At 63.7% G+C, this 18738-nt stretch carries 18 protein-coding genes; 9 read left to right on the top strand and 9 right to left on the bottom strand.

The genetic code is table 11. The features are described from left to right. Window positions 1-126: 126 nt before the first annotated feature. The 5 genes from GXP34_07295 to GXP34_07275 are packed head-to-tail and all read right to left on the bottom strand — an operon-like array spanning window position 127 to window position 5116. Window positions 127-1404: an MFS transporter gene (locus tag GXP34_07295; GenBank protein ID NOY55778.1), complete on the bottom strand. Its 1278-nt coding sequence runs from the start codon at window positions 1402-1404 to the stop codon at window positions 127-129. A gap of 12 nt (window positions 1405-1416) precedes the next feature. Continuing rightward, window positions 1417-1902, bottom strand: coding sequence for a CYTH domain-containing protein (locus tag GXP34_07290; protein NOY55777.1), 486 nt, complete (start codon window positions 1900-1902; stop codon window positions 1417-1419). Beyond that, the gene (locus GXP34_07285) at window positions 1893-2471 is read right to left on the bottom strand and encodes a hypothetical protein (protein ID NOY55776.1); all 579 of its coding nucleotides are present in this window, start codon (window positions 2469-2471) and stop codon (window positions 1893-1895) included. The genes GXP34_07290 and GXP34_07285 overlap by 10 nt, the downstream gene beginning before the upstream one ends. Before the next feature lie 27 nt (window positions 2472-2498). Continuing rightward, window positions 2499-3812, bottom strand: coding sequence for an insulinase family protein (locus GXP34_07280; protein ID NOY55775.1), 1314 nt, complete (start codon window positions 3810-3812; stop codon window positions 2499-2501). After that, complete coding sequence (locus GXP34_07275; GenBank protein NOY55774.1) at window positions 3809-5116, bottom strand: insulinase family protein; 1308 nt, start codon at window positions 5114-5116, stop codon at window positions 3809-3811. The genes GXP34_07280 and GXP34_07275 overlap by 4 nt, the downstream gene beginning before the upstream one ends. Window positions 5117-5197: 81 nt before the next feature. Here GXP34_07275 and GXP34_07270 point away from each other — a divergent pair, with 81 nt between their 5' ends. Then, window positions 5198-5509, top strand: a complete 312-nt coding sequence (locus GXP34_07270) for a hypothetical protein (GenBank protein NOY55773.1) — start codon at window positions 5198-5200, stop codon at window positions 5507-5509. Then, on the top strand, window positions 5506-6792 hold the full coding sequence (gene hflX / locus GXP34_07265) for a GTPase HflX (protein NOY55772.1): 1287 nt from the start codon (window positions 5506-5508) through the stop codon (window positions 6790-6792). The genes GXP34_07270 and hflX overlap by 4 nt, the downstream gene beginning before the upstream one ends. 106 nt (window positions 6793-6898) lie before the next feature. Here hflX and GXP34_07260 read toward each other — a convergent pair whose 3' ends face one another. Then, a complete protein-coding gene (locus tag GXP34_07260) occupies window positions 6899-7411 on the bottom strand; it encodes a hypothetical protein (protein ID NOY55771.1) in 513 nt (170 codons plus the stop codon). Between the two features lie 165 nt (window positions 7412-7576). Then, the gene (locus GXP34_07255; protein ID NOY55770.1) at window positions 7577-8305 is read right to left on the bottom strand and encodes an ROK family protein; all 729 of its coding nucleotides are present in this window, start codon (window positions 8303-8305) and stop codon (window positions 7577-7579) included. A 144-nt stretch (window positions 8306-8449) separates the two neighbouring features. Between GXP34_07255 and GXP34_07250 the strand changes: the two genes are divergently transcribed. After that, the gene (locus tag GXP34_07250) at window positions 8450-9631 is read left to right on the top strand and encodes a peptidase U34 (protein ID NOY55769.1); all 1182 of its coding nucleotides are present in this window, start codon (window positions 8450-8452) and stop codon (window positions 9629-9631) included. On the opposite strand, the gene GXP34_07245 is transcribed toward GXP34_07250, so the two are convergent. Next, window positions 9610-10503: a phosphatase PAP2 family protein gene (locus tag GXP34_07245; protein NOY55768.1), complete on the bottom strand. Its 894-nt coding sequence runs from the start codon at window positions 10501-10503 to the stop codon at window positions 9610-9612. The genes GXP34_07250 and GXP34_07245 overlap by 22 nt on opposite strands. Window positions 10504-10588: 85 nt before the next feature. Here GXP34_07245 and GXP34_07240 point away from each other — a divergent pair, with 85 nt between their 5' ends. From GXP34_07240 to GXP34_07225, 4 genes are read left to right on the top strand one after another with little or no spacing between them, the layout of a single operon-like run. Next, entirely contained in the window at window positions 10589-13090 is a 2502-nt protein-coding gene (locus GXP34_07240; protein NOY55767.1) for a M1 family metallopeptidase, read from the top strand. A 56-nt stretch (window positions 13091-13146) separates the two neighbouring features. Next, complete coding sequence (locus tag GXP34_07235; protein NOY55766.1) at window positions 13147-13788, top strand: TlpA family protein disulfide reductase; 642 nt, start codon at window positions 13147-13149, stop codon at window positions 13786-13788. A 30-nt stretch (window positions 13789-13818) separates the two neighbouring features. Then, the gene (locus tag GXP34_07230) at window positions 13819-14376 is read left to right on the top strand and encodes a disulfide bond formation protein B (GenBank protein NOY55765.1); all 558 of its coding nucleotides are present in this window, start codon (window positions 13819-13821) and stop codon (window positions 14374-14376) included. Continuing rightward, window positions 14369-15022 carry a TlpA family protein disulfide reductase gene (locus tag GXP34_07225; protein NOY55764.1) on the top strand — a complete coding sequence of 218 codons (654 nt, stop codon included), beginning with the start codon at window positions 14369-14371 and terminating at the stop codon, window positions 15020-15022. Before GXP34_07230 ends, GXP34_07225 begins: the two co-directional genes overlap by 8 nt. Window positions 15023-15109: 87 nt before the next feature. On the opposite strand, the gene GXP34_07220 is transcribed toward GXP34_07225, so the two are convergent. Next, window positions 15110-16693 carry an acyl-CoA dehydrogenase gene (locus tag GXP34_07220; protein NOY55763.1) on the bottom strand — a complete coding sequence of 528 codons (1584 nt, stop codon included), beginning with the start codon at window positions 16691-16693 and terminating at the stop codon, window positions 15110-15112. A gap of 51 nt (window positions 16694-16744) precedes the next feature. Between GXP34_07220 and GXP34_07215 the strand changes: the two genes are divergently transcribed. Continuing rightward, complete coding sequence (locus GXP34_07215; protein ID NOY55762.1) at window positions 16745-17515, top strand: LLM class F420-dependent oxidoreductase; 771 nt, start codon at window positions 16745-16747, stop codon at window positions 17513-17515. Then, window positions 17512-18453: a calcium/sodium antiporter gene (locus GXP34_07210; GenBank protein NOY55761.1), complete on the top strand. Its 942-nt coding sequence runs from the start codon at window positions 17512-17514 to the stop codon at window positions 18451-18453. Before GXP34_07215 ends, GXP34_07210 begins: the two co-directional genes overlap by 4 nt. Window positions 18454-18738 lie beyond the last annotated feature (285 nt).

Raw genomic sequence — 18738 nt, 5'->3', positions numbered from 1 at the left:
GTCCGCCTCCACCAACGCCCACCAGGGCCCCCCGGCGAAGGACGTACTTCGCACCTGGTACTTCGTACTTCGTGGCGAAACCCTCACCGACACGACACCGATCGCCGGCCACTGCAACCGAGTCCACTACCGCTTCTCGACGCAGACCGCCTCAGGATCGAACCGGGGATCACGAATCCGCAACGCAGCGAACACGCCGAGCAGCATCAGCACGCCGCCCGACCAGAAGAGGGCCGCGTATGTCCACGCATCGGCGACCGCTCCCACGATCAACGGCAACAGCATCACCGGCGTCAGCAGCGTGTTCTGGAGCGCCACACAGGTCGGTCGCAACGACACCGACGCCATCTCGAGAATCATGTTGTTGAACCCAAGCCGTACCCCACTGATGGTGCTCCCCATCAGAGCGAACACGATGACGAACAGCCCGGGCGCCGAACCTGCCACGAGTGCCGAAATCGGGGTCAGCCCCCCGACGAGAACCACCCCGATGATCACGGCCCGGTTTCCAAACCGGTCGCCCATCCAACCCCAGAGAAGATTCGAAAGCGCCGCCCCGGCCATCTGAATGGCAAGAAACACACCGACCTGCCCCCTGGATACGTCACCACTGCCGAGAGCAAAGACCACGTAGAACGGTCCCAGCGACAGCACCGCCATCGTGAGCGCCTGTGTCGTGAGGAACCAGCGGAAATTGGCGTTGTCACCTGCAAGGCGCCAGGCGCGTCGAAGAAGATCCCCCAGCGAACTCGACCGGCGCTCGACCGGGTACACCGGCTCCCGGATCATCGCGAACCCGGTGAAGGCCACCAGGAGCGCCAGCGCGGAGAACGCGAAGATCAACGCGTAATTCGACGGGAATGCGATCCGCTCGTTCCCCAGCACCGCCTTGACCAGGTACCCCGCCGCGATGGCGAGACCGTATCCGAGCAGCTGGCGCCATCCGATGAACCTTCCCCGCCGTCGAGTCGGGATCGCCTTGGCGAATACATCGGCGTAGACGACCGTTCCCACACCACCTGCCAGCGAGAACATCCCGAACAGGACGAGGAACACCCCGAGGACCACACCCGGCCTGGTCGCTCCGAGTTGCCAGGTCAAGAAGGCAAGCAACCCGAAGGACACCCATCGCAGAGTGATCACCCACAACAGGATCGGCTTACGACGCGGCCGATCTTCGATCAGATACGCGGTGAAGAGCTGTGGAATCACCTGTCCCGCGCCCTGCACCGCAGCCATCGATCCGACGGCGAGCGCCGACGGCGTCAGCAGTGCGACGAACGACGGAAGCACCGTCTGTACGTTCGCAAGGGCCGACGATGCCTGAAAGAAGATCCCGTGGACGAGCCCGGCAGCGAAATTGCGTCGGTAATCGTCCGGTTCGACGTTGGAGCCCTCGGCCATCGAGCCGTCAGGCTACCCGGCGGGTTCCTCGTCGCCCCAAACCGAGTAGGGGTGTGCAATCAGGTTCGCGTTGAAGAACCGGGGATCACCGGTGACTTCCTCCCCGATCCACGGCGGGGTGTCGAACGATTCGTCCGGATCGGACAGTTCGATTTCTGCAACGACGAGGCCTTCATTCTCCAAGTGGAAATCGTCCACCTCCCACACATGCCCGCGGAAGGGGATGGCATAGCGGGTCTTGGAGATCAGGGGGCGTTCACAGAGCTCGTCGAGCATCTGGTCTGCATCCTCGCGAGGGATCTCGTACTCGAACTCGGCACGCACCGCACCAACCGAAATGCCCTTGACCGTGAGGTAGCCGCGCCCGCCGACGGTGCGAACCCGCACGGTCCGCTCCTTGACCGTACACAGGTATCCCTGTCGATAGTCGACACCGTCGGCGAGATCACGCCACTCGTCGCCCGTGACCAAGAACTTGCGTTCGATCTCTACGCCCATCGCAACCTCCGAAGCAGAGCCGGATAACTTTCGTTCGGACGACCGGCGATCCCCAGCAAGGTGATGGTTTCTTCCACCGCCGAGGGATCTGCGGACTCCACCGCGACCGTCAGATGCTCGCTGCCGTCGACCGTCACAAGGCCGGCCTCCACTCGGCAGGCCCCGATCGATACCAGGGAGCGTACCTTTTCCACCGGAACGGCCATCACCCCTTCGAGACGATCCGCCATGGACACGAACTCCTCCTCACTCAGCAGACCGCCCGCCGGCAACGATGCCTCGACCCCGAGCAGTGGAAACACGGACGTCGACACCACCTGGCTCTCGACAGGGAACGCGACCTTGGACACGGGCTTCCACCGCTCCAGGCAGTTCCACCGATCCAGGAGTCGCTTGATGTCCAGGATTCCCCACCTGATCTTCACATTCGTCTGCTCGGCGCGTGAGACGATATAGGTTTCGCTGGTCCGTCTACGTTTCAGCCCGGTCCCCAGTTCGAGAAGCTGCGCCTGTGCGGAGCCGAGGTCGTCGCCCCAGACACGGTATTCGTAGCGCGGGATGATCTTCATCACCGCGAACGTAGCACCGTCGAGACCTCAAGCGCGAACCTGGAATCTCCCGAATGGTGCGATCTGGGCAACGATGACATCGGCATCACCGACCAGCACCGGGACCAGACATGACGGTGCCAAGAACTCCCTGGCGACTGCCAGAACGTCATCGACGGAAACCTTCTCGAGGCGGTCCTGATGACTGCGAATATACGAGGCATCGAGGCCCCTGGAGAGCAGCGCGTCCAGCGTGTCCGCGAACCCCGCCTGCGTGTGCGTCCCGATGGCAAGCGTACCGATCCGGTAGCGACGAGCCTCCTCCAGCTCCGTCGCTTCGGGAGGTAACGACACGATACGGCCCAGCTCGTAGACGATCTCCACGAGCGCCGCCCCCGTCACCTCGGAACGCACATCGGCCGAGACCGTGACTGTCGACGCGGCGACGGCATGGCGGATCTGGGAGGCGGGGTTGTAGGTAAACCCCTTGTCCTCACGGAGGTTGGCGACCAACCGGGACGAGAAGTACCCGCCGAAGATCAGATTCGCCAGTTCGAACGCAGGGAACATCTCCGATCCTGACGCCGGTACCAAGCCGGCGAGACGGATGTTCGTCTGCCGAGACCCAGGCCGATGCACGACCAGCATGGGCCGAGAACGAGGCACCGACGGCTTCGGTACGGGAGCGGGGCGCCGCCTCCGTTTCCACCGCCGCATCACGCCGGCGACGCTCTCGGCGGCCGCAGCAGGACGAAGATCTCCCACAAGCACCAAAACGGCACCGCCGGGCCGAACGAGCTCGTCATAGAGTGTCCGCAGCCTGCCGGGGGTGATCCGCCGCAACCCTGATGGCGAAGGCAGCCCGATCCCATACGGATGCCTCCCGAAGAAGCGCTTGCGAAGCTCCTCGTCCGCAACGACCTCTGGCTGCGAGCGATCCAGAACAACCTCCTGCGCCAACCGCTCACGCTCCGTCCACACGGACGAATCGGGGAATGTGGCGTCGGTGAGGATCTCGACGATCAGATCGAGAAGATCACCCATCCGCCCGGAGAGCGCCGATCCCGACAGGTGGAGTCCGTCTTCGTCCGTGCCGACACCGAGCGACCCGCCGATCTCCTGGAGTCTCGCTGCGATGTCGACCTCGGAACGCCGACTCGTCCCACTCTTCAATGTTCGGGCCAGGAGATCACGCCTGGCCTCCTCCCCGGCCGTCGTCGCCGGCATCGGGATTCGCAGACGCATTTCAACCAAGGGGGCCCCGGCCCGCCGCACGATCACCATCCGCAGCCCGTTCGGGAGCATTTCATCGAGCACGCGCGGGAGTCGCATCCGCTTCAGCCGTCCGACCTCGGGAATCACTGCCCACCCCCCGGAACGACCTCGAGTTCCGCCCGGCGATCGGGACGGAGCCACACTCGGGCAGCCTCCGAGACTGCTCGTGCCGTCACCTTCGCGTAGAGCGCGGGAATCGAATCCAGCAAACCCGGCTCATCGTGAAGAAGCTCCAACCGAGCCGCGCCCAGGGATCGGTTGAGCACGTGATCCATCTTGCGCGCGTACTCGGCGGTCACACGACTGATCACCCGATCCACCTCGCCGGGCTCGAGGCCCCCGGCGACACCTTCGATCTCCCCGTCGATCGCTTCGATGATGCGGCTTCTGTCGGAGGCACGCGGATAGAACGTACTGATCTGGAACCGGGTCGGATCACGCATCTCGAACGGGCCGCCCCAGCCCGGAGCCTCTCCGATCCAGGCATCGACAGAGGTGACCAGCCCTTCTTTGCGAACGAGTCGCTGCTCGAGACGGGAAGCAGGCCCGTCGGCCAGCACTCGTGCCAGGACGTCGAGCGCCAGAACCTGATCGAGGTGAATGATCGGATCGGGGACCCGGTACCCAAGTGCCAGGGCGGGAGCGGGAGCAAACGCATCCCGGTATCGAGACCGCCGGACGCCGTCCCGGATCGGCTCCGCGAACGACTGCAGGCGAGGGCGCGGTCGCCCCCCGATGCCGGCGAAATGATGCTCGATCAGTTCAACGACATCATCCGGATGCAGGTCGCCACAAACCGCCAGAACGGCATTGGCAGGTGTGTAGAAACGGGCGAAGAACTCTCGTACGTCCTCGAGTCGCGCAGCCTCCAGATCTTCGAAACTCCCGTAGCCGTCGTGGACGTTCGGATAGGTGTCGAACAGCAAGGCGGGAAGCAGAATCCAGGGGAACTTCCCGTAGGCACGGTTGAGAACGTTGAGTCGAATCTCTTCTTGCACGACCGCCGTCTGATTGTCGAGGTTCTCCTGATCAACCACGAGCGAGCGCATCCGATCGGCTTCCAGAAAGAGCGCCATCTCCAAGGCCGCGGACGGAAGGACTTCGAAATAGGCGGTGAAGTCGGGGGTCGTCGTACCGTTGAGCACACCCCCGTTCCCCATGAGCAACCGGTCGAACTCTCCCTTTGGAACCTGCTCGGAGCCCTGAAACATCATATGCTCGAAGAGATGGGCGAAACCACTCCGCCCCTCGGGCTCCGAACGAAAGCCGACGTCGTAGAGCACGGAAACGGCAACGACGGGACTCGACCGGTCTGGAACCAAGACGATCCTGAGCCCGTTGTCGAGCTTCGATCGTTCCACAGGGATGTTGAGGCGAAGGGGTGACGTCATTCCGGGGCAGGCTACAGGAGAGTGCCGGCCGGCGAACATTTCGGACTGGAGTCAAGTGCCGGCGTGTGCCACCATGGAGCCGTGAACAACGGTCCGATCTCCGGCGATGCCGACGGCTTCCGGGTACTTCCCGGATGGCGTGTCGGCCATCTCGTCCAAGAGTCCACCACCCGCTCCGGGTTGCTTGTGCCGGCCGCGACCGTCGCAGAGAAGTCGACCGAGGCCCTCGCACTCGTCGACGTCGAGACCGGTGACCGGTTCTGGGCAGTTCCCACGGAGGCGTGGCGGTTCATTTGGCCGATCACCGGCCAGGTCGTGATCGCCGTACGGGAAGCACAGATCATCGCCGAGGAACGGCACGAAGATCAGTCTCCCGGAGGCCGCTACTTGTGACTCCGTCGGAAGGTCGTGCCGGACGCAGACTGACGGCCACGGTTACCGACCTCGAGATCACCCGACAGCGTGCGTACCTGGTCGGTTCCCTGTTTGACAGCGCCGCTTCGCTCGATGAGCTGGCTCGCTTGACCGATACCGCCGGGTCCGACCCTGTCGACCGAACATCCCTGCGGCGTAGGAAACCGGATCCTGCAACGTTCATCGGTTCAGGCCAGGCATCTCGGCTGGCCGAGCAGACCCGGCGTCTCGACATCGATGTCGTCATCTTCGACGACGACCTCACGCCGACCCAACAGCGGAATCTCCAGAAGATCTTCGGCTGCGACGTCGTCGACCGATCCGGACTGATCCTCGACATCTTCGCTCAGCACGCCACGAGCAGAGCCGGCATGCTCCAAGTCGAACTGGCGCTACTTCGCTACCACCTTCCACGGCTACGCGGACACGGCACGGCTTTGAGCAGACAGGCTGGAGGCATCGGGACTCGCGGGCCCGGCGAGACGAAACTGGAGACCGATCGACGTCGGATCGAGCAGCGGATCACCCGCCTCGAACGGGACCTTGCGAAGCTTCGCGGCACTCGGACGACCCAACGCAAGGCTCGCCGAAAAGGCAACGTCCCTTTGATTGCTCTTGTCGGCTACACGAATGCAGGAAAGTCGACACTGCTGAACCGCCTCACCGGAACCGACGTACTCGTGGAAGATCGTCTGTTCTCGACACTGGATGCCACGATCAGAAGATTCCAGATTCCCGACGGTCGGCAAGTCGTCTTCTCCGACACGGTCGGGTTCGTACGACGCATCCCCCACGGACTCATCGAAGCATTCCGATCCACACTCGACGAGGTCGCCGACGCCACCCTGATGATCCATGTGGTCGACGCTTCGGATCCCGATGCCGAATCCCACATTGCCACGGTGAGGAATGTGCTCGCCGATCTCGACGCCGCAGCGATTCCGGAGTTGCTGGCGCTCAACAAACAGGACTCGGCGAATCCCGTCCACCTCCGCCGCCTGCTCACTCTGCACCCGGAGGCTCTCGCGTTCTCGGCGGCCACCGGCGAAGGCATCGATGAGCTGTTGGAGCGAATCGGAGACGCCCTCAGTCCAGCGACGGTTATTACGACCTTGACGATCCCCTACACGCGTGGAGAAGTCCTCGCCGCCCTGTATCGGGAGGGCGAAGTGGTGGATGAACGGCATGGGGAGACCGCGATCACGGTCACCGTGCGGCTCGCCTCAGACCGTGTCGAGAGATTCGAGGCGGCGATCGCCTGAACGGTCGGTCAGGCTCATGGTCCCGTCCGTCGGCGCAGGTCCGGGATCTCCGAGAGAAAAGGTTCGGGGCATGCTGCCCCGAACCTTGTAGCTCCGATGCGAGTCCTCAGCCCCTGGCCAACCCAAGCATCGTCAGGCCGATGACGGTACCGGCGATCAACATCAGAATGAAGAGAATCGCCGCCGGGATCAACACGATGGCAACGGATGCACCGGTCGAGACCTCCTCCGACTCACGCACGGCGATGACAGCGCAGACAATCGACCAAATCCCTCCGACGATGCCGCCGATGAACGGGATGATCCCGAGAGCGTAAGGCGCATACGCGTAGCCGAGCGGACGGAACATCTCGATGAACTCCGCCTTGCCGCTGAACAGCTTTCCGACGAGCCACAACACACCCGTGCCGATTGCCAGGAAGAGCGTCGGAGCAAGAATCGCCATCAGGATCCAGCCACCGATTCTGAAGTGGCCAGGACCGATGATCGGGCCGAGTCCCCCGATGAGGACGGCAATGGCGACGACGATCATCGCTTCGGTCGTCTTGGTTCCGTCTTTGGACACCTCTCTGTACAAAGTCGGATCAAGCTTCACGGCACGAACGACTCGATTTATCATCGTTTCGCTCACAGTTCCTTCTGCACCATCGCTGGTCATAGAAATCCCTCCTCCGAGACTCGCTGCATCATCCCACACGCAGGCTCCATCGTGTCGCCAATACAACGAAAAAACTCACGGCCAGTGTTTGCCCGACAGAATGGCGTGAAGGCCGGTAGTCGGGGATCAGGAAGCAGCCAGCGCAGCCCCGATGATGCCCGCCTCATTCTGGAGAAGGGCCGGAACGACCTTGGTTCTCACTGAGAGCGCTTCGGAGAAACGCTCGAACCGGCGACTCACCCCGCCGCCCACGATGATGAGGTCGGGAGAGAACAGCAAGTCGAGATAATCGAGAAGACGATCGACTCTCCTCCCCCACTCGTGCCAACTCAGCTTCTCCTCCTTGCGAATCCGGGCTGCGGCGTAGTGTTCGGCATCGTCGCCCCGGAACTCCAGGTGTCCGAGTTCGGTGTTCGGCATCAGCCGACCGTCGATGAACATGCCGCTCCCGATACCGGTCCCGAACGTCAGCAACACGACGACGCCGTCGCATCCTTTGCCGGCGCCGAACCGCATCTCGGCAACTCCGGCCGCATCCGCATCATTGAGGAGCTTCACCGACAGCCCCGTCGCCCCTTTGAACAGCGCTTCGCCGTCCACACCGACCCACGACTGATCCACATTCGCGGCCGTGTAGATGACGCCGCGGCGCACAACGGCGGGAAACGTACAGCCGATCGGGCCTTGCCATTCGAAATGGGCCACGAGTTCCGCGACGACCCCGGCGACCGCCTCGGGAGTGGCGGGTCGAGGCGTCAGGATCTTGTATCGCTCACGGGTCAGTGCTCCCCGCGCGATGTCGACGGGAGCACCCTTGATGCCCGACCCGCCGATGTCGATGCCCAGGATTTCCACAAACACAAGGATATCGAGTTTCTCGTCAATGCTGGCGTCGAATGGCGACGGCGGCATTGACGAGAAACACAACCCCTTGTTCCTGTCAATGGCAGCGTCGAATAGCGACGGCGCCATTGACGAGAAAGAGATAGGCTCGGATCCATGTGCGACACGGTCGTCATCGTCCAACCGGACCGGGTGCTCTTCGCGAAGAACTCGGATCGGGACCCCAACGAGGCCCAGCTCCTCGATTGGCAGCCACGGCGAACCTACCCGGCCGGCGCAACGGTGCGCTGCACGCACATCGAGATCCCACAGGTGCCGGAAACCAACGCCGTGCTGCTCTCTCGACCCTTCTGGATGTGGGGCGCGGAGATCGGAGCGAACGAACACGGCGTGACGATCGGCAACGAGGCGGTCTTCACCGATCAGCCCTACGCGAAAACCGGCCTCACCGGCATGGACATGATCCGTCTTGCCCTGGAGCGGGCCGACTCCGCGAGGACCGCCGTCGACACCATCACCGATCTCCTCGAACGCCACGGTCAGGGCGGCGGTTGCGGATTCGAGCACCCGCGTTTCACGTACCACAACAGCTTTCTCGTCGCCGACCCCCGCGAAGCCTTCGTGCTCGAGACGGCCGGCAAGCTGTGGGAGGTCGAACGCGTCACCGATGGGGCGCGGAGCATCTCGAACGGTTTGACGATTCCCGGCTTCGCCGAGCAGCACTCCGACCGGCTCAAGACAAAGGTCTCTGCCTGCAGGGTTCGACAGCCGCTCACCCAGGCCAGGGCGGCCGCAGCGACCGGACCCGCGGACCTGATGGCCCTGCTCCGCGATCACGGCGGGGACGAACCCCGGTACGGGATCCTCAACGGTGCGATGGCCGCACCATGCATGCACGCAGGGGGGCTTGCAGCCGGATCGGAGTCCGTCGCCTCCTGGGTCGCGGAACTCACCTCCGTCGGATCTCACCACTGGGTGACCGGCACCTCTGCCCCCTGCACCGGCCTCTTCAAACCCGTGAACGTCCTGCAGCCACTCGACCTCGGCCCCGAGCCCACTGCCGCCTACGATCCCCGAACCCTCTGGTGGGCGCACGAGCCCCTCCACCGCAGAGTGCTGCGCGACCCGAGCCGACTCCTCCCGCTGTTCGACTCCGAACGAGACGACATCGAGCGCCGATGGCTCGAGGATCCCCCGAGTCCGGAGAATGCGTTCGCCCAAGCCCACGACCTGCTCGCCGCGTGGACCGAGCGGATTCCGGACACGCCGGATCGGCGTCCCCCCTATGTGCGCCACTACTGGCGTGTGAGAAACCGTCAGGCAGGCATCGTGCTCTGAGGCGCAATCTTCAACCGGACGAACAGCCACGGTGCCCCGAACGCCCCCCACAGTCCGACGAGGGCGTACCGGACGAAACGCAGCACCAAGGCCGGTTCGATGCCGGCGAACAGCGCCCTAAGGCCCGCCCAAAGCCCGATGATGACGACCAACCCGATGAGGAGCCGCAGGACACGGTGCATGGCCGGTCCGGCAGTCTCGAACCGAACCCAGTGCCGCTCCAACACGAAGCCGACCCCCATACCGACCATCGTGCCCACGCCGGTCATAACCGATTCGGAGACGTGCAGAGCGAGCAGCGCCAGGGGACCAAACGCGGTGATCGCCAGTTGCCACACGAGCGCGAGATCACAGAACCAGCGCTCGACCGGCTTCCAGAAGCGCAAGAACAACCACAGGACGACGGCACCGATGACATACCCTCCGAGCACGTCGGTGGGAAAATGCACACCGAGGTAGATGCGGGAAAGCGGCACTCCCACCATCAGCAGGCCTGCCAGAGCCCAGAACCACCCTGCCCGGACTCTCGATCCGAGGTATCCCCACACCGCGACCGTGTTCTGCGTATGCCCCGAAGGGAAGCCATATGAGGCCTCGTGGGTGATCGCCTTCACCCGGGCGTCGTAGGTAAAGGGCCTCGGCTGGGCTGCGAGCAGCTTCACCGCCATGTTGACCAGGTTGGAGAACAGCAGGAGCACGATCAGCCGCATCCCGATGACGCGGTCCACACTCCAATAGACCAACGGGAGCAGCACCAGGTAGAACTCCTCGCTCCCAAGAAACGTCAGCGCCTTGAAGAGTCCGTCCAACGACGGGCTCGCCTGCTGGAGCCACAGAACGACATCGACGCCCCATCGCAAGATCGCTTCCATCGGTCTCCTTCCGTCCGCCGAACCCTACCGGCCGGCAGCCCGTGAGCCGTCGCTACCATCGCCGGGCACGAGCGAGGAGCCTCACATGGATCCCTACCGCCTTCCCAAGATCGCGTTCCCAAGCCGCTACGACATCGCGTTGCGTCCGGACCTCGACGCGGCAACGTTCTCCGGAACCGAGACGATTCGTGTCACGGTCAACGAGCCGACCGATGAGATCATCCTCAACGCCGTCGAGATCGAGATCGAAGAAGCCACGCTTGGCGACCGCAGCCTCTCGACCTCCTATGAGTCCGAAACGGAACGGATCCGCCTGTCCGACGGTGCGCAGATCCCGCCGGGAGAACACACCCTGTCTCTCCGCTTTTCTGGAATCCTCAACGACAAGCTCCACGGTTTCTACCGGAGCACGTTCACGGATGCAGACGGTCGCGACCACGTCATCGCCACAACCCAGTTCGAAGCGACCGATGCCCGACGCGCGTTTCCCTGCTGGGACGAACCGGAATACAAAGCCGTGTTCGGCATCACTCTCGTTGTGCCCGAGGGTCTCCTCGCCGTATCCAACGGAGCCGAGATCGGTCGAACAAAGCTCGACGACGGCACGATCAGGGTCCTCTTCTCCGACACACCCAGAATGTCGACCTATCTGGTGGCCTTCGTCGTCGGACCGTTCACCGCAACCGAACCGGTCGACGCCGGTGGCGTTCCCCTGCGAGTGATCCATCAGGCCGGGCAGGAGCAGCTCGCCGAGTTCGCAGTCGAAGCCGGTGCCCACTACCTGCAGTGGCTGGCCGACTACTACGACATCCCATACCAGGGACACAAGATGGACCTCATCGCGATCCCCGACTTCGCATTCGGAGCGATGGAGAACCTCGGTGCCGTCACGTTCCGGGAAAGCACCCTCCTCGTCGACCTCGAGACCGCATCCCACGCCGAGATACGGCGCGTCTCGGAGGTCATCGCCCACGAACTCGCCCACATGTGGTTCGGTGACTACGTGACCATGAAGTGGTGGAACGGCGTCTGGCTCAACGAGGCATTCGCGACGTTCATGGAGATGATCGCCCAGGATGCGTGGAAACCCGAATGGAAGACCTGGCTTTCGTTCGCGCCGTTGCGCTCCCGATCCATGATCACCGACGCCCTCCAGGCGACCAGACCCGTCGAGTTTCCCGTCGTCGCTCCGCACGAGGCCGACGAGATGTTCGATGTGCTCACCTACATGAAGGGCTCTTCACTCGTTCGCATGCTTCAGCAGTTCCTCGGCGAAGAGGTCTTCCGAAAGGGCATCAAGGCGTACCTGGACACTCACGCGTTCGCGAACACCGAGACGAGCGACCTGTGGGCGGCTCTCGAACAGGCCTCGGGCCAACCGGTCGGATCGGTCATGAAGTCCTGGATCTTTGCCGGCGGCTACCCGCAGGTGGACATCGGCCTGGACGACGGGAGCATCGTCGCGCGACAGCATCGCTTCCGGTACCGGCCGTCCGGTGATGACGACCTGTGGCAGATCCCCCTCACCCTCGCCTACGGAGCCGGTGATGTGGTCCATCGGACCGACGTGGTGTTCGACACACCAGAGATTCGCATCGACGTCGAGCACCCCGTGGACTGGGTGCTCGCAAACGCCGGCGGGCACGGCTACTACCGGAGCCGCTACTCGCCGGATCTCCTCGAACGCCTCCTCGATCGCCTCGACCGCCTCTCCGCACTCGACCGATACGGCCTCGTCGATGACGCGTGGGCCTGTGTCATCGCCGGCCAGACCGACATCGCCACGTATCTGGATCTCCTCACCCGCTTCGGCAACGAGACCGAGTACGCAGTGTGGACGGCGATCGTCGGAAGCATCGACCAGATCCATCACACGTTCGATTCGAGCCCTGCCTTCGAGCGGTACGTTCGCGATCTGCTCACACCGGCACTCGAACGCCTCGGTTGGGACCCTCGACCGAATGAGGACAGTCAGACCAGCCGCCTGCGCGGCCTGCTCATCTCGGCCCTCGGCCGCTATGGACACGACAGCCGGGTTCGGGCCCGTGCCGTCGAACTACTGCCGGCCGTTCTCGATCATGCTCTCGACCCTGAGGTGACCCGGGCGGTCATCACCGTCACTGCGGATGCCGGACTTGCCGACTACGAGACGTTCCTCTCCGAATATGAACATGCACAAACGCCTCAGGACGAGAACCGCTACCTGCACGCATTGCCGTTGTTCCCGGATACGGACCTCGCCGAGCGCACCTTCGCGATGGCACTCGATGGCCGGATCAGAACTCAGGACGCTCCGTTCGTCGTGGAACAGTTGCTCGCAAACCGCACGGCGGGTCGGGTCGCATGGGATCTCTACACCCGCCACTGGGAGGAACAGGTCCGAGCCTTCCCGCCGTCGCTGCTCAAACGCACGCTGGGAACACTCTGGACGTTGAGCAATAGGGCGGACGAGGTCCATGCGTTCTTCGACCGGAGAACCGTTCACCATGCCGAGAAGGCCGTCGCTCAGGAGCTCGAACGGCTCGATGCGATGGCGGCGTTCCGTGACCGGGCGGGTGGGCGGCTGGCCGCCTACCTGGCCGAATAGGCGCGTCTCCCACAAGGCTATGCTCTCGACGTATCACGCTTCCCTGTGAGGAACTCATGAGCAAGAAGGCCGTCAAGAAGCCGCCCCCGCGGAAACGTCGTTCACGCAAGACGCCCATTCTCATCGGCGTCGCCGTCCTTGCCGTCGTGGCACTCGTCGCTCTCCTCACCACCGTATCCGGCTCCGGGGACGCGAACATCAAACAGACCAGGTCGGTCAAGATCACCGGCCAGGCTCTGCCCTTGTATCAGAGCGGAACGGCCGATCCCGCCGTCGGCATGCCGGCCCCCGAGATCACCGGCGCGACCTTCGACGGGACCCCCTTGTCGATCACGAACGACGGCACACCGAAAGCCATCATCCTGCTCGCCCACTGGTGCCCGCACTGCCAGACCGAGGTGGAAGAGCTGACCCCGTACATCAAGGCGAACGGCATTCCGGAAGGTGTCGAAGTCTTCTCCATCTCGACGAGCGTGAACGCCGCCAAGCCGAACTATCCGCCGTCGAAGTGGCTGGCCGACTGGCCGGTTCCCACGATCGCGGACAACTCGAACAGCTCCTCGGCACGAGCGTTCGGTCTCTCCGGATTCCCCTTCGTTGTTTTCGTCGGCGCAGACGGCAAGGTCGTGGGCAGGAACGAAGGCGACATGCCTCCCGAAACGCTCTACAAGATTCTCGAGCAGTTGGCCGGCCGGTAGGCCGACCCGTCGCCACTAATCTCCGACCCCATGAACCCTGCATTCGTGAACCGATTCTTCGGGCTCATCACGCTGCTCATCATCGTCGTCGACATCGGACTGGTGGTGCTGCTCCTTGGAAGACGGCGCTCGGCGCTGCTCCAGTCCGCCTCCGACCGGCTCGACGATCTGTTTGGAGGCTCGACACTCTGGATAGCTTCCGCCATTGCCCTCGGTGCGACCGTAGGAAGCCTCTTCTACTCGGAGGTGATCGGCTTCAATCCATGCCATCTCTGCTGGTACCAGCGCATCGTCTGGTACCCGTTGGTCGTCGTGCTGCCCATCGCCGCACACCGAAAGGACACGCGGATCAGCACCTATACGTTGCCGGTCGTCGCGATCGGTTGGGGTATCGCCGCCTACCAGTACACCCTTCAGAACTTCCCGTCGCTCGACACAGGCGTGTGCAACCCCGACGCCCCATGCACGCTCCGTTGGGTCTGGGAACTGGGATTCATCTCGATCCCTATGATGTCCCTTGCAGGGCTGACACTCGTTGGACTGCTCCTGCTGTGGGCCCGCACGTCGACGAGGCAGGAACATGAGTAAGAACGTTGAACAAGAACGCGCCGACACCACCGGATCGCGACGCACGGTCATCGTCGTCGCAATCGTGGCGGTTCTCGCCATCGCGGGAATTGCCGCCCTTTCGACCGGAGGTGGAAACGGCTCCCCGGGTGGCGGCGGCACCATCAGCGAGACCCAACCGGTCACCGTCTCCGGTGTGGCCCTGCCACGCTATCCCGAGAAGGGCGCCGACCCGGCCGTCGGGCAGCAGGCTCCGACGTTGTCCGGCTTCTCATTCGATGGCACCCCGATCTCCATCACCAACGATGGGAAACCCAAGATCATCATCTTCCTCACCCACTGGTGCCCGCACTGTCAGAACGACGTGAAAGAACTGAAACCGTACATCAAGGCGAACGGCCTGCCCGACGGGGTCGACTTCTACGCGGTCTCGACGGCATCAGATCCTACGGCACCCAACTACCCACCGTCGAAGTGGCTGGCCGACTGGCCGATCCCGACCATGGCGGATGACGCACAGAACTCTGCGGCCCAGGCGTTCGGGCTCAACGCATTCCCGTTCTTCGTCTTCGTGACCGCCGAAGGCAACGTCGACTTCCGTTTCCCGGGGGAGGTCCCTCCCGAGGCACTCGTCGAAGCAGCCAAGCAGCTCGCAACAGGACGGTAGACCGCCGACCCACCTATCCGTTCTCGTGACGGTTGGCTGGGATTATCCCCTCGAAGTGTCACGAGAACGGATGAGTGGGGGGTCTGGCTACACGGAGGCGTCCTTCATGGCCCAAGCCGGGTACTCCTCGCCTTCGATGAAGTGCGCCGCATAGAGTTCCGCCAGCTTGGCGTACCGGTCACCACCCGTATCGGCCAGGTCGTAGAGAAGACCGACCTGTGCCGCATCGGCGAATCTCACCAGTGCGCGCTTCGAATGCCATTGGGCCTCGTCGGCGCCCATACGGGCCAGATCCGAGAGAGTCCCCTGGATCGTCTTGAGGGCCATCTCCGCAGCGGGCGTACCCACGCTCTCCAACAGCGTTGTGAACTCGTCGACGAACTGCTCGTGCGCTCCCTTCTTCTGCATCGCTTCGAGCATGTCGATCGCCTGCACGTTGCTGGGACCTTCCCAGATCGGCGTAATGAGAGCCTCCCGGTGCCAGCGTGCGACCGCATACTCCTCCAGGAACCCCAGCCCCCCGAAGATCTCCATACCGAGGCGAGTGATCTCTGCCGCGTGGTTGGCGGTGCGGTTCTTGGCGAGGTGCGACAGGAAGCGGGCGTAGTGATACTCGGCGGTGTAGGGAGGCCGGTCATGCCAGGCATGATCGAACGCTTCGACGGCCCGGAATGCAATCGCCATGCCACCGGCCTGTCGGACCGCGAGGTCCACCATATCCCGGCGAATCAACGGAAGCTCTGCGAGCGGGTGTCCGAAGGCGGTGCGCCGTTGGACCCGGGTCAGCGTCTCGAGATGCGCCTTCTTGGCGATCCCCATCGCGGCGACCGCATTTGCCAGTCGCGAGATCGTGAGGTTCTCCAACGTGTAGTAGATCCCCTCTTCGGGTCGCCCGATGAGGTATGCCTCTGCGCCATCGAACTCGACCTCTCCGGAGGGAACGGCGCGGGTCGCAGACTTGTTCTTGAGTCTGCGCACCGTGAAGTTGAGCGTGCCGTCCCGGCGAAGACGGGGCACGAGGAACAAGGCAAGGCCTTTCGGGCCTTCCGGTGCTCCTTCCGGACGGGCGGTGGTGATCGCGACGTCGGTCAGGCCCGCCCCGCTCGCGAAGTACTTGTCACCCGCGGAGAGGTGCCAACCCTCCTCGTCGCGATGAGCAACGGTCTTGTTCGCACCAAGGTCGCTCCCACCCTGGATCTCGGTCATCCACGTCGCACCCCAAGCCTCCCCCGCCAGGAGCCGATCCTTCCACTCGCCCAGCTCGGGCGCATACTTGTGGATCGCGTACGCCGTCTGCTGGGTGATCGTCAGAATGCAGTACAAGCCCGGGTCGCCGAGGAGATACCCGATCGCGTAGTGGTGATGCCAGCTCCCCCCGTCGTAGATGGGACGCATCATCGGTGCGAGCTTCGCCAGCAACGCCTTCTGCGCCGGAGAGATCCGCGCACGATCGACCCGGTTGCCGTCCAGGTCATGCATCACCAGCTCCGGTACCGCCCCCTGGTCGATGTGGTAGCCGACCTCGTAGGCCTCGGATCCCATCAGCCGGCCCCACCGTGTCATCTCCTCGCGGTGGGCGTCGAAATCCTGCCAGTACCGGCTCAGCACCACGGAGAGGTCTGCGTCGATCGTGAAAAAGTTCTGGCCGTAGGCATAGGACTGGAACTCCACATTCACTCCTCTGGTCGATCGTTTCCAGCCTACGCCCGCTACTGTGCGCGCATGCTCCGAATCGCTGTGCAACTGCAGCCCCAACATGCCGAGTACTCGGACATTCGCAGGGCAGTGCTCGAATGTGAGGCCCTTGGCGTCGACATCATCTACAACTGGGACCACTTCTTCGCGTTGTCCGGCGACCGTGACGGCAAACACTTCGAGGCGTGGACGATGCTGGCCTCGTGGGCGGAGATCACCGAGCAGGTCGAGATCGGATGCCTGGTGACCTGCAACTCGTATCGGAATCCGAATCTGCTCGCCGACATGGCCCGTACGGTCGACCACATCTCCGAGGGCCGCCTGATCCTGGGCATCGGGTCGGGATGGTTTCAGCGGGACTACGACGAATACGGGTATGAATTCGGAACGGCGCCAAGTCGCCTTCGCGACCTGGATCGCGATCTCCCGATCATCAAGGCTCGTCTGGCCGACCTGAACCCACCTCCGAAACGCTCCATCCCGATTCTGGTCGGAGGCGGTGGAGAGAAGGTGACCCTGAGGATCACTGCCCAGCACGCGAACATCTGGCATGGTTTCTTCAGCACGACAAACCCGGAGCTCTACGCGCACAAGAACCGGGTCTTGGATCGCTGGTGCGGCCGCATCGGCAGGGACCCTTCCACGATCGAACGGTCTGTCGGTGTGAGCGAACGGCGCATCGACCTGGCGGACGATCTCGTCGCCGCCGGGGCGGAACAGGTGGTGCTCAGCCTCGACGGGCCGTCCTACGACACCGGAGCCGTCAAAGAGTGGCTCGCATGGAGGGATGAGCGGTGATCGGTGCCGTCGTGCTCGTGGTACTCGGACTCGTGCTGCTGACCGTTGCCGCCGATCGGCTGGTGCTCTCCGCGGCGCGTCTTGCCCGAATCTGGGGGATGTCCGCGGTGCTCATCGGTGCGCTCGTGATCGGAATGGGCACTTCGGCTCCCGAGCTGCTGGTCAGCACGCTCGCCGCCGCCCGGGGCGAGATGGACATGGCGATCGGGAACATCGTCGGATCGAACGTGGCGAACCTGAGCCTTGTGCTGGGTGTCTCGGTCATGATCCTGCCCGTTGCCGGGCATCTGCACACGATCAAGAGGGAAGGCATCCTCATGCTCGCCGGCGTCGTTGCCTTCAGCGCCTTGGCGTGGGAGGGAACGATCAGCGCCGTCGAGGGGGTGGTGCTCATCGTCGGAATCGTCATCTCTGCGTTCCTGCTGGTCTCGTGGTCACGGCGGGACATCGCAGAGGGCATCGTGAAACTCGACGTCAACGAGCTCGCTCCCCCCGGCAAAGGGGCCGCAGTCGAGCTCACCGTCGGACTCATCGCGTTGGCCCTGACGCTCGTCGGCGCCGATCTGCTGGTCAGGGGTGCCCGCATCGTGGCCGTCGAACTGGGTCTCAGCCAGGGGTTCATCGGACTCTCGCTCGTCGCCGTCGGCACGAGCCTGCCGGAACTCGCCACCGGAATCGCCGCAGCGAGGCGACACGAAAACGCACTCGTGATCGGCAACGTTCTCGGCTCGAACCTGTTCAACTCTCTGGGTGTCGCCGGAGCAGCCGCTCTTGCGGGAACCGGCACCTTCACCGCCGATTTCCGAGTCCCGATCATCTTCATGCTCGTCATCTCGGCCCTCGCCGGCATCTTGACCGCGACGGGGAACCGTCTCGTGCGCTGGGAAGGTGCGGTGCTCGTCGTCGCCTATGTCGGGTTCCTGGCGCTGGCGCTCTGACGGGCGAGACGGGTTCGGCGGCGGACGAGCAGCTTCCGTCTCGAAGCTCGCCGACCGACTCATCGCCCACGACCTCGGCGGGCACGGCACGATGGCTCCCGCTCCTGCTACCGGGAATTCGGCGCTCTCAACGGTCGGGCAAGTTCGGCGAACTCGCCGGCACTCATCTCGGCAGCACCGGCCGCACCGCGTTTCGGCGCCAGGATCGACCAACCTCTCACAGCGCACAGGCAGGCGTGTTCGATCACCCGATGCTCACCGCCGAAGTTGGGGCCGCCGCCGAGA

It is taken from the genome of Actinomycetota bacterium (genome assembly GCA_013152275.1).
In the GTDB taxonomy this organism is placed as follows: domain Bacteria; phylum Actinomycetota; class Acidimicrobiia; order Spongiisociales; family UBA4744; genus BMS3Bbin01.
The sequence above is the reverse complement of the archived record's forward strand: the minus strand, read 5'-3'. Positions and strand labels throughout refer to the sequence as shown.